This window comes from Bacillus sp. FSL R9-9834 (assembly GCF_038006905.1).
Lineage (GTDB): Bacteria > Bacillota > Bacilli > Bacillales > Bacillaceae_G > Bacillus_A > Bacillus_A pacificus.
In genome coordinates this window covers 3,059,532-3,074,948 of sequence record NZ_JBBOWD010000001.1, presented here as the reverse complement: position 1 = coordinate 3,074,948, position 15,417 = coordinate 3,059,532, and the positions used below count along the sequence as shown (strand labels likewise).

16 protein-coding genes are annotated in these 15,417 nt (G+C 35.0%); 11 read left to right on the top strand and 5 right to left on the bottom strand.

Translation table 11 applies throughout. From position 1 onward, the window contains the following. The first annotated feature begins 35 nt into the window (after positions 1-35). The 9 genes from MKY00_RS15880 (at position 36) to MKY00_RS15840 (ending at position 9,257) form a co-directional block, all read left to right on the top strand. Positions 36-980, top strand: coding sequence for an ATP-binding protein (locus MKY00_RS15880; protein WP_016718007.1), 945 nt, complete (start codon positions 36-38; stop codon positions 978-980). Positions 981-1,008: 28 nt separating this feature from the next. Continuing rightward, the gene (locus MKY00_RS15875; protein WP_062822223.1) at positions 1,009-2,742 is read left to right on the top strand and encodes a tetratricopeptide repeat protein; all 1,734 of its coding nucleotides are present in this window, start codon (positions 1,009-1,011) and stop codon (positions 2,740-2,742) included. A gap of 1 nt (position 2,743) precedes the next feature. Continuing rightward, positions 2,744-3,109, top strand: a complete 366-nt coding sequence (locus tag MKY00_RS15870; protein WP_016718006.1) for a hypothetical protein — start codon at positions 2,744-2,746, stop codon at positions 3,107-3,109. A gap of 85 nt (positions 3,110-3,194) precedes the next feature. Further along, positions 3,195-3,965 (top strand): hypothetical protein, encoded by a 771-nt coding sequence (locus MKY00_RS15865; RefSeq protein ID WP_016718005.1) that lies wholly within the window; start codon positions 3,195-3,197, stop codon positions 3,963-3,965. 206 nt (positions 3,966-4,171) lie between these two features. Continuing rightward, entirely contained in the window at positions 4,172-5,239 is a 1,068-nt protein-coding gene (locus tag MKY00_RS15860; protein WP_000739778.1) for a glycoside hydrolase family 113, read from the top strand. Positions 5,240-5,328: 89 nt separating this feature from the next. Then, complete coding sequence (locus MKY00_RS15855) at positions 5,329-5,520, top strand: DUF378 domain-containing protein (protein WP_000670803.1); 192 nt, start codon at positions 5,329-5,331, stop codon at positions 5,518-5,520. 208 nt (positions 5,521-5,728) lie between these two features. Further along, positions 5,729-6,811, top strand: a complete 1,083-nt coding sequence (gene serC, locus MKY00_RS15850; protein WP_029141151.1) for a 3-phosphoserine/phosphohydroxythreonine transaminase — start codon at positions 5,729-5,731, stop codon at positions 6,809-6,811. 12 nt (positions 6,812-6,823) lie between these two features. After that, positions 6,824-7,996 carry a 3-phosphoglycerate dehydrogenase family protein gene (locus MKY00_RS15845; RefSeq protein ID WP_016718003.1) on the top strand — a complete coding sequence of 391 codons (1,173 nt, stop codon included), beginning with the start codon at positions 6,824-6,826 and terminating at the stop codon, positions 7,994-7,996. A 13-nt stretch (positions 7,997-8,009) separates the two neighbouring features. Beyond that, entirely contained in the window at positions 8,010-9,257 is a 1,248-nt protein-coding gene (locus MKY00_RS15840; protein ID WP_016718002.1) for a DUF1015 domain-containing protein, read from the top strand. A 188-nt stretch (positions 9,258-9,445) separates the two neighbouring features. Here MKY00_RS15840 and MKY00_RS15835 read toward each other — a convergent pair whose 3' ends face one another. From MKY00_RS15835 to MKY00_RS15815, 5 genes are all read right to left on the bottom strand, one after another. After that, a complete protein-coding gene (locus tag MKY00_RS15835; RefSeq protein WP_016718000.1) occupies positions 9,446-9,841 on the bottom strand; it encodes a DUF3224 domain-containing protein in 396 nt (131 codons plus the stop codon). A gap of 91 nt (positions 9,842-9,932) precedes the next feature. Continuing rightward, positions 9,933-10,964, bottom strand: a complete 1,032-nt coding sequence (locus tag MKY00_RS15830) for a S66 family peptidase (protein WP_016717999.1) — start codon at positions 10,962-10,964, stop codon at positions 9,933-9,935. A 636-nt stretch (positions 10,965-11,600) separates the two neighbouring features. After that, a complete protein-coding gene (locus MKY00_RS15825) occupies positions 11,601-11,888 on the bottom strand; it encodes a hypothetical protein (protein ID WP_016717998.1) in 288 nt (95 codons plus the stop codon). Further along, a complete protein-coding gene (locus tag MKY00_RS15820; protein ID WP_016717997.1) occupies positions 11,885-12,988 on the bottom strand; it encodes a tetratricopeptide repeat protein in 1,104 nt (367 codons plus the stop codon). The genes MKY00_RS15825 and MKY00_RS15820 overlap by 4 nt, the downstream gene beginning before the upstream one ends. A 285-nt stretch (positions 12,989-13,273) precedes the next feature. After that, positions 13,274-13,882 (bottom strand): hypothetical protein, encoded by a 609-nt coding sequence (locus tag MKY00_RS15815; protein WP_016717996.1) that lies wholly within the window; start codon positions 13,880-13,882, stop codon positions 13,274-13,276. Positions 13,883-14,331: 449 nt separating this feature from the next. Between MKY00_RS15815 and MKY00_RS15810 the strand changes: the two genes are divergently transcribed. Then, positions 14,332-14,958, top strand: coding sequence for a F0F1 ATP synthase subunit alpha (locus tag MKY00_RS15810; RefSeq protein WP_016717995.1), 627 nt, complete (start codon positions 14,332-14,334; stop codon positions 14,956-14,958). A 178-nt stretch (positions 14,959-15,136) separates the two neighbouring features. Beyond that, positions 15,137-15,406, top strand: a complete 270-nt coding sequence (locus tag MKY00_RS15805) for a 2TM domain-containing protein (protein ID WP_000438993.1) — start codon at positions 15,137-15,139, stop codon at positions 15,404-15,406. The last annotated feature ends 11 nt before the right edge of the window (positions 15,407-15,417 follow it).

Genomic DNA, 15,417 nt, shown 5'->3' with positions numbered 1-15,417 from the left:
ACATTAAAGGGGTTTATAGGGGGATAGTTACAAGAATGAACGACATGGAGAAATATCGAGAAAAAATTAAAGTGATTTCTTTTGATAGAGAAAAAAATCAAATGGTTGAAGTGGAAGAAAGTAAAATAACTTTTGATGATGTTGGCGGAATGGAAGATATTAAAAAGAAAATAAATATGGACTTTATTATGCCGATTAAGAATCCAGAGTATTTTCAAGCTTTCGGTAAGAAAGTAGGAGGCAGTTTATTATTTTATGGACCGCCTGGATGTGGTAAGACATTTTTAGCGCGAGCAGTTGCAGGTGAGATAAACGCTAATTTTATTCATTTAGAGTTGCAAGCAATACTATCGATGTGGTCAGGAGAAGCAGAGAAAAGTTTACATGAAGTGTTCGAAGAGGCAAGAAAAACAAAGCCTTGTATTTTATTTATAGATGAGTTAGACGCATATGGCGGGAATAGACAGAAGATGGGTGCTCATCATCAAAGAACGTTAGTTAATCAATTGCTAGTTGAGATGGACGGAAGTAATTCTTTTAATGAAGGTGTTTATATAATTGGGGCAACAAATACACCATGGTATATTGATCCAGCGTTACGACGACCAGGCCGTTTTAATTCACTTGTTTTTGTGGCACCACCAAATAACGAGGAAAGACTAACAATACTAGAGCTGAAAACAAAGGATAAACCGAGAATGGAATTGCAGTTAGAGTTTGTATCGAAGTATGCAGAGCATTTTTCAGGGGCCGATTTAACGTATTTAGTGGAAGACGCTATTAATGAAGCTATTCAGCGTTCATTTGAAACGGGACAGTTACAACCCTTATCCAATGAAGATTTATTAAAAGCAATGAAAAAACGGCAACCGACAACTTTAGACTGGTTCTCAACTGCAAAAAATTATGCAACGTTTAGTGATGTAAATAAAGATTTTGACAAAGTATTAGAGTATATGGAAGAACACCAATTGAAATAAATGATATTAGATTGGGGGAAAGGAATAGATGGAAGAGCAACTTAGGAGAATCTCGCACTTATTAAAGCTTGGTGATGTTGAGCTTGCAAAAGAAGAAGCGGAATGGATGATTAAAGAAGATCCAGAAGATGCGACTGGTTATCTTTGTTTAAGTCATGTGTACTACTTTGGTTTTCGACAAATTGATGAAGCAAGTAAATATTTAGAAGAAGCACTAAAGATAGATCACTTAGATGAAAATGTTTTGTTAACAGCGCTAGACATTTTTTATGCGCAAGAAAATTTTGAGAGATTAAAAGAGATAGCAGAAATAGGGATAAAAAATTATCCGGAAGAAGGCGTATATTACTTTTATGTCGGCGAGGCAAAAATACATATCGAATCGTTAAATAAAGGTATTACTTACTATAACAAAGCGATAGAATTAGAACCTGAAAATGATATGTATGTAGGAAGATATGCTTTTATTCTTTTGAGTTATTATCCGAAACGAATAGAAGAGGGTATAAAGGCGGAAAAACGTGCTTTAGAGCTAAATCCAGAAAATGTAACAAATCTAGTCTTTTTTGCAAATGTAGCAAGAGAAAAAGGGAATTTTAAAAAAGCAAGAATGTTAGCTGAAACTGCGATACGATTAGAGCCAAATCATGAAGGTGCTTACAAAATTTATAGAGATACAATCGGAACGAAAAATAAGTATTGTGCTTTTATGGCAAGTTTTACGTATACATTTTGGAATGCATTTTCTAAGTTTTGTAAAATATTTTCGTTTGCAAGTAAGAGGAATCTTACATTGCACTATATTTTAGTTATTTTAAGCCTTTTAGGTTGGATAATACTGCCTGTATATTTGACAGGTTGGTATGCCGGTTCCGTGTATATAGTTATTTTTATGATGTATATCATTTCATCTATTATAAAAGGGCGAATTCATAAAGAAGTAGGATTAGGAACACCCTTTGATGCTGAATACAATGTGAAAAGAAATAAAATCATTCGAAATCGTGAAATTTCCAATATGGAAAGTACAGTTAAAAAAGGAGAGGCTACTACTATTCCAGCTGCGAAACTATCAAAAGAAGAACTGGAAGCACAGCTAGAGGGTTTTTGGAGTAAAGGAACTGTGTATGAGGGGCAGCAAGAGGTTGCTGCGGTAGTGCAAGAGCCCACTTTATCATCAGCTGAACATAAAAAGATTCAATCATATTCAGATATTGAATCACCAAAATATAGTAAATGGTATATTTGTTTAATTGTCGTTTTATCGATCTCCTTTATATTTAAAGTTGGGAAATTGTATAACTTAAATCATACAAATGCGGTGAATACGACGCCACAAATGAGTCAAGAAACGAAGGATATTATTGTAGAGCAACAAGATAAAGCGCTCAAAGATAAAAAAGAATCGTTCGATAAGTTAGAAGTAGTAACTGTATTATACGTATTAAGAAAAGGTGATTGGAATGGAAGTACAATCGAGGGAGCTATAGAGAAAAGTTATGTACCGGTTATGTTAGAAAAAGTAGGACAACCAGCCGGGGAGAAGTTAAAAAAAGCGACTCCTATAAAAATATATAAAGAGGATACAAGAACGTACGTATTACTTCAAAATGGAGATAGCTCTTTTATAATTGAAATAACAGCAAGAAAGTTAACTCATATTTACGGTGAGAGCTGGAATAATGCGCAAGAAGAGATGCAAAAATATGAAGAGCTACTTGGGAAAATAGAGTCACAAGGCGTTGAAGCAGGGGGGATTTAGCATGAGTATTAAAGTAGTAAGGGCAACGGGAATGATGGGAGGAGCAGCAAGAGTCGCTGTAAAGATAGATAATGAAGTAGTAATGAAACTTGAAAATAATGAAGAATATACGCTTCCTTTTGAGGGAGATGAAGCAAATATAAAAGTGAAACAATTCTTTTTTGGGAGTAAAGAAAAGAAAGTAAAGGATGGCGATATAGTAGAAATTAAGATAAATAGTATCGCCATTTTATTCATGATTGTGTCAATAATGGCTGTTGTATTTGGTTCTTCAATTGGTATAAATATAGTTATTTTTGGTGTTATAGGAGCGTTAGTTACGTTAGTATATGGATTGAACAATTGGTTTAGTTTAGAAGTGAAATAAGTATTGTATCTGTTTTTATGTTAATTTATTTCGTTTACTATACATGAAGTGTAATTATTTCTAATAGGGAATGGGGAGGATCATTATGAAGAAAATGATTGTAGCATCTAGTTTGGCGTTAATAGTAGGTTTGACAACGGGGTGTAGTAGTGAGAAAACGAATGTTACGAAGCCAGTCGCTGTACAAAAAGAAAATGAACTAGTAGCGAAAGATATTTTTAAAAAAGCAGGTGATAATTTAAAACAAGAGGATTTTCTCACTTTAACGTCTCTTATGTCAATGAAGGGGAACAGTCAATCAGAAGAGATTAAAATGAACATTCAAATGGAGCCGAAACGAAAGAATTCTAGAGCAGAAATGAAAATAAGTGGAACAGATATTGTAACGTACGAAGTAGATGGAAAAGTCGTTGCTCAAGTGAAAGACCCTAGTACAGGAGAGTTAATTACGATACCTAGTGATCAATTTAATGTAAATGACGTAATGGTAAGTAAAAATTTACTTAATGAGTTAGATCTACCAGAAGTTTTGGCTAAGAAAATGAAAGCGAAGAAGGAGGGAGATACACATAAGCTTACACTTGACCTAAAGGGGAAAGAAGCAGTTGATACATTACAGAAAATTAATGGAGATATGAACAAATTAATGGAAGGATTTAATATGGATGCGTTAACTGTTGAATATATAATAACGAAAGATTATAAATTTGAAGAGATGCGCACAGCTATAAAACTGAGTGAACGTAATACAGATAAAAAATCTAGTGCGGATAAAGAAAAATTGGATACAGTTGTGAGCATAAAAATTGATTCATTTGAAAAATTTGATCCAATTAAGTTACCAGAAGGAAGTTAATAATTTCAATCATATAAGGGGAAAAAGGAGCGGAAATACGCTCCTTTTTTATTTACCTTACTATTTTTAGGAAGTTAGTCTGAATAAGATATGGATAAAGGGTGAATAGCATTTTTATTAATAAAAATTTATTGGATTTTTTGTGGAATATATATGAAATGTTGTATAAAATAATCAGGAAAGCCAAAAATTATAGGGGGAAAGTTGTGAAGAAAAATAAGAGTTTAATAAGTTTTTTAGGAGTGTTTATTATGCTATTTTCTTTTTGTTTTCAAGGAAATGTACAGGCAGATGTAAATACTGTTCAATCTGGAAAAATCAAATCAGGAAATGTAACGGTATGGGAAGTTGGAAATGTAGCGAAAGTGTTAGCTGATGTAGAGCGCTTAAATTTAAATACAGTAAATGTACCGATTCAGGTAGATATTCCGAATGTGACTTCTACGAATATGGTAATTAATCAAGCGCAAAAGCAACAGGCTATTATTTTAATTCAAGAATTATTAAAGCGTAATATTCAAGTTATAGTGGAGCCGTTCCCATATATTCAGCAAGGAAATGTTGGGGAAACGGAATGGAATCCAAGTAATATTAATGATTTCTTCTGGAATTGGAAAACGGTTATTTTGCAAGACATCTTTAACTCGATTACAAGTAAATACAATGTGTACGGGCTTAAGATTGCTTCTAATTTCGTGAATATGGAATATGCAGAAGGATATTGGAGCGATACAATTGATTTTGTTCGCCAGCAGTATAAAGGAAATGTTTTGTATCAAATGAATTGGTGGTTAACAGCAAGTTGGGATCCTTCATATGAAGCGAAGTTTGTTGAGAAAATAAATCGTCCGTATTTAAAGAAGGTAGACATTGTTAGCATCGATAGTTGGTTTGAAGTTTCAGGAAAAAGAAATCCATCATATGAAGAAGTGAAGCAAAGTTTATTTGCGACGACAGTATATAACCGTGGACAAAATGTTGTTCAACAACTAGAACAATTACATAAAGCAACAGGAAAACCGGTTTATTTTGGCGGATTTAACGTTCCGGCGCGTGAACTAGGCTTACAAAATCCGTGGAATCCAGATGTTTCTAATGTGTTTTCAAAAGACGTACAATTAAACGGATGGCGCGCTTACCGTGACGTATTAGAACCGAAGCCATATTTTAAAGGCTTTTCAATTTGGTTTATTGGATCTAATAATAGTACGCATGCGTATCAAATACATAGTCAAGAAACGGCAGCAGTTATTAATGGCTGGTACCGAAAATAATTTTTATAAAATAGGCAAGTTTTGAGGTTCACTACATATATTTCTAGTGAAAGGCCTTTCACCATCTTATCACCTAGGGGGCAATCATCATGAAATTTTTGTCTTACCTTACAGTAATTTTGGTGATTCTTGGCGGTTTGAATTGGTTATTTGTGGCGTTAGATTACAATGTAGTTGAGAAATGGTTTGGTTCTATGCCGGCGCTTGTGGACACTATTTATTGGCTCATTGGTCTTTCTGCTATTTATCAAATTTTTGATCGGTTCTTTACGGACAATTAGCAATTATACTTTATTACTAGAGTGTTAAGTACGATTATGTACTTAACACTTTTTTATATGTTTATAAAAAAAGTTTACACATGCAAGCGATTCCATTGCTTCTTGCGCCGTAATACTAGAAAAGAAATTGACCGTGTCTTGTATTGTGGGTTATAATTCAGAAAGTTTAAAAAATATTAAAATGAGAAATAGGGAGGTCATCTGGGTGATGGAAAGAGTGTATAATTTTTCAGCAGGACCATCAATACTCCCTTTGCCAGTTTTAGAGAAAGTGCAAAAGGAGCTTGTAAATTATAACGGGACAGGCATGTCTATTATGGAAATGAGTCATCGATCTTCTTATTTTCAAAGTATTATAGATGAAGCGGGTAGCTTGCTTCGTGAATTAATGAACATTCCTGATGAGTATGAAGTATTGTTTTTACAAGGCGGTGCGTCATTACAATTTTCTATGATACCGCTGAATGTAATGAATACGTATAAAAAAGCAGGATATATATTGACTGGCTCATGGTCTAAAAAGGCGATGCAAGAAGCTGAAAAAGTAGGAGAAGTACAAGTGATTGCTTCTTCTGAAAATGAGAAGTTTACTACAATTCCTAAACTGGATGGTTTACTAGGCGATGAAAAACTAGATTATGTACATATTACAACGAACAATACAATTGAAGGAACGAAATATGTGGAAGTTCCACATGTAGATAAAGTACCGCTCGTTGCGGATATGTCCTCAAATATTTTATCAGAACGATATGATGTTTCGAAGTTTGGTCTTATATATGCGGGAGCGCAAAAGAATTTAGGGCCAGCGGGCTTAACGATTGCGATTATAAAAAGAGATTTAATTGGAGGAGCAGATCGCTCTTGTCCTACGATGTTAAACTATGAAACTTACAGTAAAAATAACTCCTTATACAATACACCGCCGTCCTTTAGTATTTACGTAACGAAACTTGTATTAGAGTGGTTAAAAGAGCAAGGCGGGGTATCTGCGATTGAAGAACAAAATAGAATGAAATCTTCACTACTTTACAATTTCTTAGATGAATCAAAATTGTTTACTTCACCGGTTGATCCTACGTATCGATCAATTATGAACATTCCGTTTACAACGCCGTCAGAAGAGCTGAACAGTGAGTTTCTACAAAAAGCGAAAGAGCGTGGTTTTGTTACGCTAAAAGGACATCGATCAGTCGGTGGTATGCGCGCTAGTATTTACAATGCGATGCCAGCAGAAGGCGTACAGCAATTAGTAAATTATATGAAGGAATTTGAGCTTGAGAATAGATAGGGAGATGGGGATATGTTTCGTGTTCAAACGTTAAATCAAATTGCAGAAAAAGGTTTGCAAGTACTTAGCGGAGAGCGCTATGAAGTAGGGGAGAGAATGGACCACCCAGACGGTATTTTACTTCGCAGTTATTCTTTACATCAAGAGGATTTTTCAAAAGACTTAAAGGCGATTGCAAGAGCTGGTGCAGGTGTAAATAATATTCCTGTCGAGCGATGTACAGAAAAAGGGATTGTAGTATTTAATACACCAGGAGCGAATGCTAATGCAGTAAAGGAACTTATTATTGCAAGTCTTATTATGTCTTCACGTAACATTATTAACGGAGTAAGCTGGACGAAAAATTTAGAAGGGGAAGAAGTACCGCAGCTTGTTGAATCAGGAAAAAAACAATTCGTTGGATCAGAGATTGCAGGGAAACGTCTAGGAGTTATCGGACTTGGTGCAATCGGTGCTTTAGTTGCGAACGATGCGTTAGCTTTAGGGATGGACGTTGTCGGATACGATCCTTACATTTCAGTTGAAACAGCATGGCGCCTTTCTACACATGTGCAAAGAGCATTTAGTTTAGATGAAATTTTTGCAACATGTGATTATATTACCCTTCATATTCCTCTTACGAATCAAACGAAGGGGATTATTGGTGAACACGCTATAGAGAAAATGAAAAAAGGAATGCGTTTATTCAATTTCTCTAGAGGAGAACTTGTAGATGAAAAGGTTCTTCAAAAAGCGTTAGAAGAAGACATTATTGCACATTACGTAACGGACTTCCCGAATGAAAATGTGATTAAAATGAAAAACGTAACAGCGACGCCTCACCTCGGTGCATCTACATCTGAATCAGAAGAAAATTGTGCGATCATGGCAGCGCGTCAATTACGTGAATATTTAGAGACAGGAAATATTCGTAATTCAGTCAACTATCCAAACGTAGAATTGCCGTATATCGGAAAGAAACGTATTACAATCATGCATCAAAATGTACCGAACATGGTAGGACAAATTACAGGATGTTTAGCAGAACATCATATTAATATTGCAGATATGATTAATCGTAGTAAACATTCTTGGGCGTACACGATGATTGATATTGATAACGGAATTGATGATATAATAAAAGAGAACATTGTGGAAAATATAAGCAAAATTACAGGTGTTGTAGCCGTTCGAATGATTGTGTAAAGGAGAGAGGAACTTGGCAAAAATCCGACCGTTTCGGGCCATTCGTCCAGTAGAAGAAAAAGCAGCGGAAGTTGCAGCTTTACCGTATGACGTATTAAATAGTGAAGAGGCAAGAAAGGTTGTAAAAGGGAATCCGTATTCTTTCTTGCACGTTGATAAAGCAGAAATTGATTTAGACCCAGCGCTTTCACCGTACGATGATCGCGTATATGAAAAAGCGGGTGAAAATTTAAATCGTTTTATACGAGAAGAAGTGTTCATACAAGACGAAGAGCCAGCACTATACATTTATGAACTGACGATGCAAGGAAGAACGCAGTCAGGCCTTGTCGTTTGTACATCTATTGATGAGTATGAAGACGATACAATTAAAAAACATGAAAGAACGCGTCATGAAAAAGAACTAGATCGTATTCGTCACGTAGATGTGTGTGACGCAAATACAGGTCCTATCTTTTTAACGTATCGTACAAAAGAAGAAGTGAAACGTTTCATCGCAAGCTGGAAAGAAGAACATGCGCCAATCTATACATTTACAGCAGAGGACGGTGTTAGGCATGTTGCTTGGAAAATAGCTGATGAAGAAGTAATTACAAGTTTAGTAAACTTATTTGAAGATATCCCTAACTTGTACATTGCAGACGGACACCACCGCTCCGCGTCAGCCGCAAAAGTAGGACTTATGCGAAGAGAACAATATCCGAATTACACAGGAGAAGAAGAGTTTAATTTCTTCCTATCAGTTTTATTCCCTCATGATGAATTATCTATTTGGGACTATAACCGAGTTGTAAAAGATTTAAATGGTTTATCAGAAGAACAGTTTTTAAAGCAAATCAAGCAATACTTCTATGTAGAAGAAGCATCTATTTCTCCGTATAAACCAAATGAGCCAAAAACATTTGGCATGTATGTAAACGAGAAGTGGTATAAGCTCACAGTGAAAGAGGAAACGTTTGATGCGAATGATCTTGTGAAAGGTTTAGATGTATCTATTCTGCAAGATCATTTATTAAGCCAAGTACTTGAAATACATGATCCGCGATCTGATTCACGCATTGATTTTGTTGGAGGAATCCGCGGATTAGAAGAACTAGAACGTCTTGTAAATAGCGGTGCATATAAAGCAGCGTTCTCACTATATCCGACATCAATGGAATCTTTATTAGCAATCGCAGACGCTGGAGAAGTTATGCCACCAAAATCAACGTGGTTTGAACCGAAACTGCGCAGTGGGTTGTTTGTACATTCTTTAAAATAAATATAGACTTCATTAGTTTGAAAAACCGAAATGATTTTAGTTTCGGTTTTTCTTATTTTAAAAGAGTTTTTGAGGAGGGGGGGACTAATGAAATTGCAAGTAGGCGAAAAAATTACCTTTGAACGAATTTTAAGGACATTCCTAGTATTACAAGAAATGTCCTTTCCACTAAAGTATAGGGTATTTCGCTAAAATTCAAACTCTAAAATTAGTTTACTAGTTTGACCTGCAAACTGATAATGATAGGAACCTCTCAGACTTTCTAAGTTACCGGTAGCTTTAATAATTGTTCCTGGGGAATCTAAATTTCCTTTATCAAATATTCCTTGCTCTATAGCTGTAAATGTCCCATGCTGGCCCTTATAAACTCCTTCAAAGTGTAAAAATCCAGAAATTTTAGCAGTAGCTAAGTGACCATCATTTATATTTGAGTCTAAATAATATAATAAGTATTCAACAAAAGCCTTTCCTTTTAATTCACCATCAATATCATATTCAACATGGGCAATATTAATAGGGAAATCTTTTTTATTATCATCGATTGGTTTTTCATCCCATTTACTTACTGTAAATGTTACTTCCATACACGTAAATCCCCCTTTATCATTAGATAAGTAATCTCCATATCATTTAAAAGTACCAATTCACAGTTATATCTCGTAGGAGTGTTTTTATTCATTCCACTCCATTTTCCAAAATAGAAAAAGATCCATTTTCACAATCAATTTCTGCCATCGCGCCGTAAGGTAAAATAAACTTCGGTTCAGTATGACCAAAATTCAAATTATAAAGAATCGGCAAATCTTCTAAGTTATGTTCTTTCATAACTTGCAGTATTTCATGTTTATATTCTTCATAATACATTTCGTCTTTCGGTTTACCAAAAATGATGCCCTTGGCTTTTTGGAGAATACCTTGCGCTGCATAATTTCGTAACCAATACTTTATATAACTTGGTTCTGGATGGTCTTCAGAAGTTTCAAAGAAGAGAATGCTATCTTCCCAATGTTTTTTCTCAGGCCAAAGCTCCGTTCCTTTTGCAAATTCCAATACTTCTATACAACCACCAATTAAACGTCCTTGTACAGTGGTAGAGCCTTGGAGTAGCTCATATCCATTGTTTTGCTGCATCGTACGTCTTGTATCTTTATTTATCTCTATCCATTCTAAACGCTCACTTGTCCATTCAGGAGCTGGTTGAATTTCGCCAATCATTTCATTGGAAAAGAGAGTTCGATTTACCATTTCAACCGTATATGGATCCATCTCTACATTTTCAGCAAAGTCGGTCAAAATTGCTGGACCGTAAAAAGAGGAAAGACCTGCTTTATGACAAAATAAATGTGAAATGGTAACGTCAGAGTATCCCATAAAAATTTTCGGATTTTCACGTATTGCATTAAAATCTATATAGGGAAGTAGGCGAATGCTATCTTGACCGCCAATATTAGCAATAATTGCTTTCACGCGCGTATCTTGAAATGCTGTCATTAAATCTTCCGCACGAGCCTGTGGGTTGTTATAAATGAATTCGCTACCTTTTAAACTATTCGGCATGGGAACAACCGTAAGACCGAAAACTTCTTCTAATCTCTTTACTCCTTGCTCATATCGCCATCTTATTTCAGAATCACCCGCGCCTCCCCATGAAGGACTTACTGTTGCTACAATATCACCTGGCTGTAATCTCTTTGGTTTTATTAACATATGAATTCCGCCTCTACATAATGTAATGAAATACGATTATACAAACCGTAGCATTGAAAAATATGATGCATGTCATTAGTTTCTTCATCATCAATCCGTTTACCTGCTGGGATTCAAGAATTCAATCTTAGTGTTGAATTGCATTTGAAAATTACAGTATGCAACATTGTATGAGAAAGAAAGTTGCTATTTTCTGCAATCTGTAACTGTAATGATTATAAGTTGGTCGTATTCAATCCGAAAAATAAAATCATCATGAATGGAGAGGTTACAGCTTTTTCTGAACAAGAAAGCTATCGCCTTTAGGCAGGGGAGGAAAGGGAGGTTGGATACGGAGTGTCACTAAAAATTGCAACGTTCATGGTACTTTAAGTGACCGAAGTATAGGTAGTTTCTTCGTTTTTTGTTGGGATTTTTTTGGGGTCATTCTTTAATTATTAAATAGAGAGGTAAAATAAAAATACACCTAATTAATAGGTGTATTTTTTAGACTTGAAAACCACATATGTATTGGAGATTTCTCTGGGGTACAGCGTATCATTACAGAAATCATGCGTATACATAATAGGTGCTATATTGAATGGTTTCCGAATAGATATGGAAATTGAAAACTAAATAAATTTCAATTTTGGTAACTTAAATACCTGTACCATGCTCAGAATTAGCAGGGGCGCCACCAGTATTGCCATGAGATTTAACTTTCGGAGCAGGGAAATGTGTATGCCCTTCTTGTTTAGGAGCTCCACCAGTGTCGCCGATGTTTAATGCAGGAGCGCCGCCAGTATGTCCCTCAGAAAAAGAAGGAGCAGGTGGAGAAGGGAAGTGAGCATGTCCAGCTTGATTTGTGAAACCTGCGTTTAAGCCAAATGCAGCAATACCCGTAAAAGCAATACCTATAGCGATTTTACCAATTGTTTTTTTCATTTCTTTAACCCTCTTTCATTTGATTTTTTTGCTACTGTACTATTAAAGAAGTATAAACTTGCTTTCTCATGTTGTTGTTTGTTATAAAACGCAAGAGCTAGTTTTTCAAGATATTCAGAAACGTAACTATATAAGGATTCTCTATTGAAGTATTCAATTCCTTTTAAAACAATCGGTTCAATTTGATCTAATTCATTTTGATTCGTGAAAACTTCTAATATAGCAAAGTGATGTTTATACTCTTCATTATCGAGTTCAGAAATAAGTTGTTTCCCTATTTTAATGTAGTGGTTTGCTTTGTCTACAAGTCCTAATTTTTCATGTTCTTGTGCAAGTAAGAATATAGCTTTGTAGTGAGAAGGGAGTTTTTCAATGACTTGTGTCAGATGACGAATTGCTTCTTCAGATAGATTCTGGCTTGCATATAGTAGTCCTAAATTACCACGAACAAAAAGCTGTAAGGATTCTTCATTTAATTTTTGAAGAATATCTAACGCTTTGTTATAACTTTCCTCAGCTTGTTCAAAATGTCCAACATCTGCATAAGAAGCACCAAGTACACTTAAACAGGAAGAAATATTTCTTTCACATCCGTGTTGCATTTCAAAAATTTCTAATGCTTTAGAAGCATTTACAATGGAAAAACTTGGTTGTTGTTGATGGTAATGATAAGTTGCAAATCGGTAATAGAAATCAGCTTGTTCAATTTGGCTGTGTCCAGATAAAAGCGCCTGTGCTTTTAAGAAATATTCGTCTGCTTCCTGATATTTATTGATAGCTGTTAAGTGAATCGCTTTATAATAATAATATAGATAAGATAAGTGTTTATCTTCTGTTTTTTCCTGGTCTTCTATGATTTGAAAACTATCTTTCGTGATTGATAGTCCATCTGTCAGAGCTGTATGTCGGAACTGCAGTAATGCGTAATATAACTGATAAAGTGGAATCGTTTCTGTTTCTTTCAAAAGCATTTCTTCATGTTCTTTTTTAGCTTCTTGAAACTGAATTTGTGCTTCCTTAACGTTTTGCGTTAAGATTGCATGGTACCAAGCTTCTAAATGTTTTGTTGTATATGTATGTCCCTTCAATGAAATGTTCATATTAGCCCCCTTGTATATTTTTTTATATAATTGTAACTATAATGGTAACACAATTAAAAGTAATTATATGGAATTTATTATTGATAAAAAATATTCAGAATTATATAGGTCGGTAAAACCTGTCAGTCCATGTGTTTTTATGAAGAAAAGGACACAATTGACTATAGAATCTTAATAAGATGATGCCACATGTACAATGCTAAAATAAAAGTTGAGAAAGTATGCATGAGGTGTGAATAGGGTAAGAAGGTAAAAATCCTAGCTACAATAGCTAGGATTTTTGTGTTAAATAGTCTCACCGTGAGCTTCTTGTTTAGGCGCAGGAAAATGTTCGTGCCCTTCAAGTTTCGGAGCAGGAGTATCGCCATGCCCTTCAAGCTTCGGAGCAGGAGTATCGCCATGTCCTTCAAGTTTCGGAGCAGGAGTATCGCCATGTCCTTCAAGTTTCGGAGCAGGAGTATCGCCATGAGCATCTAATTTAGGAGCAGGAAAATCGCCATGCCCTTCAAGCTTCGGAGCAGGAGTATCAGCATGGCTCTCAAGTTTCGGAGTCGGCGTATCACCAACATTTAAAGCAGGAGCGCCAGTATTACCATGCGCTTCTAACGTAGGAGCAAAGAAGTCAGCGTGACTCTCTTTTTTAGGAGCCATTCCTTCCCCATGAGTATTTGTATAAGAAGGAGCCCAAATGTCGCCATGTGAATCTAATTTCGAGCTTAAATCAGCATGTGTCTCTAGTTTAGGAGCAGCGAAATCAGCATGGCTTTCTAATTTCGGAGAAAAAGTTTCACCGTGCTCAGCTTTTACAACGCCGCCATCCCCAATATTTACACCAAAAAGACCAAAGCTAAACACTGATAACCCTACAACAGCTGTACTAATTTTTCTTTTCAATCTATCTCTCTCCTTTTTATTGTTTTATTTCATTTTGTCTAAACGTGGTAGATAAAATGAAACGAATCGTAAAAAAATTCCAAATATATTACGATATACGAATAATTCTGTGTAATATTTTGTAAAACCTCCTTGAAATTTGAATTTTATGAAAATAAAATTCGACATGGTTCATTATTCAACTAGTTGAATAAATTTTGATTGAGTTTTTATAAAGCTATTCGTTAACCTTAGGACCGAAAGTGGTTCTTAATTTCTTTATACCGTGGTCATAAGGTTATTTTAGCTTTGAATTAAATTAAAGCCCTCTTGCTGTATATTTAAAAATTACAGTATGCATCATTGCATAAGAAAGAGAGTTGCTATTTTCTATAACCTGTAACTATAATAGTTACAGGTTGGTCGTATCCAATCAAAAATAAAATCATCATGAATGGAGATGTTTCATAATGGGTATGAAAAAAATAATTTTAGCAGGTGCTTTAGGAATCGCAGCATTATCAGGAACGAATGTACCAGGATTAGAAGTAACAAAAGCGAGTGCAGCTTCTATTGAATCGAATCTCTCGACGTTAGAAGGACGAGTAGTAGAAGTAGATGATGGTGTAATTGTTGTAAAATCTAAGCAATACGAAGAACCTGTTAGTGTATATATAGATTCATTTTCAAATGTGAAAGTAGGAGATGAAGTAAAAGCTACTGGATCTATGATGCGTAATTTTACAGAATATATGGTTGCAACTGCAATTGAAAATACAACAAACAAGTTAGGTATGCACATGAAAGAAGATGGCTCACCTGATTATGTAATTGGGGAAGTATCAAAAGTAGGAACAGACGGTGCTACTAAATATGTTGTAGTTGAGTATCCATCGCTAAACGGGAAGAAAGTTATTATTGATGTTTTCTTAACAAAGGGACAAGTGTTTAAAGCGGGGGAGAAAGTAAAAATTGATATGAAGTATGTAGGCTGGGGCGGAAGTTCTATTAATTGGAACACAGTTGATCATATCGAAAAAGTTCATGAGGTAAAGAGCAACGTTGAAAATAATGATGATGTTTGGATTTGGTCTTAATTAGACGCCTGTAAATAATAAATGGATTATGCAGTACCTAGCAAATGGTCATACACATGACTATTTGCTAGGTGCTTTTTTGTTTTGTATTTTTTGAGAATAAGGGATTCCTAACTAGAATATGATGTTTAAATCGGAGCGAATTTAAAAAATACAATAATGAAAGAGGTGTTTACATATGGAGCGAGATGAGAATTATTTACGAGCTAAAAAAAGAGTGGAGAATTTAAAAGCGTTTTACATTCATTTAACGGTCTATATACTAGTGAACTTAATGCTTTTTTTCATAAATATAAGTTCTGATTCAAGTAAATTATGGTTTTTATATCCACTTGCAGGTTGGGGAATCGGAATTGTTATACACGCTTTGACAACTTTTCCAGTTGGCATATTCGGAAAAGAGTGGGAAGAACGAAAGATTAAAGAGTATATGGAGAAAGATAAGTAAATTTATGAATA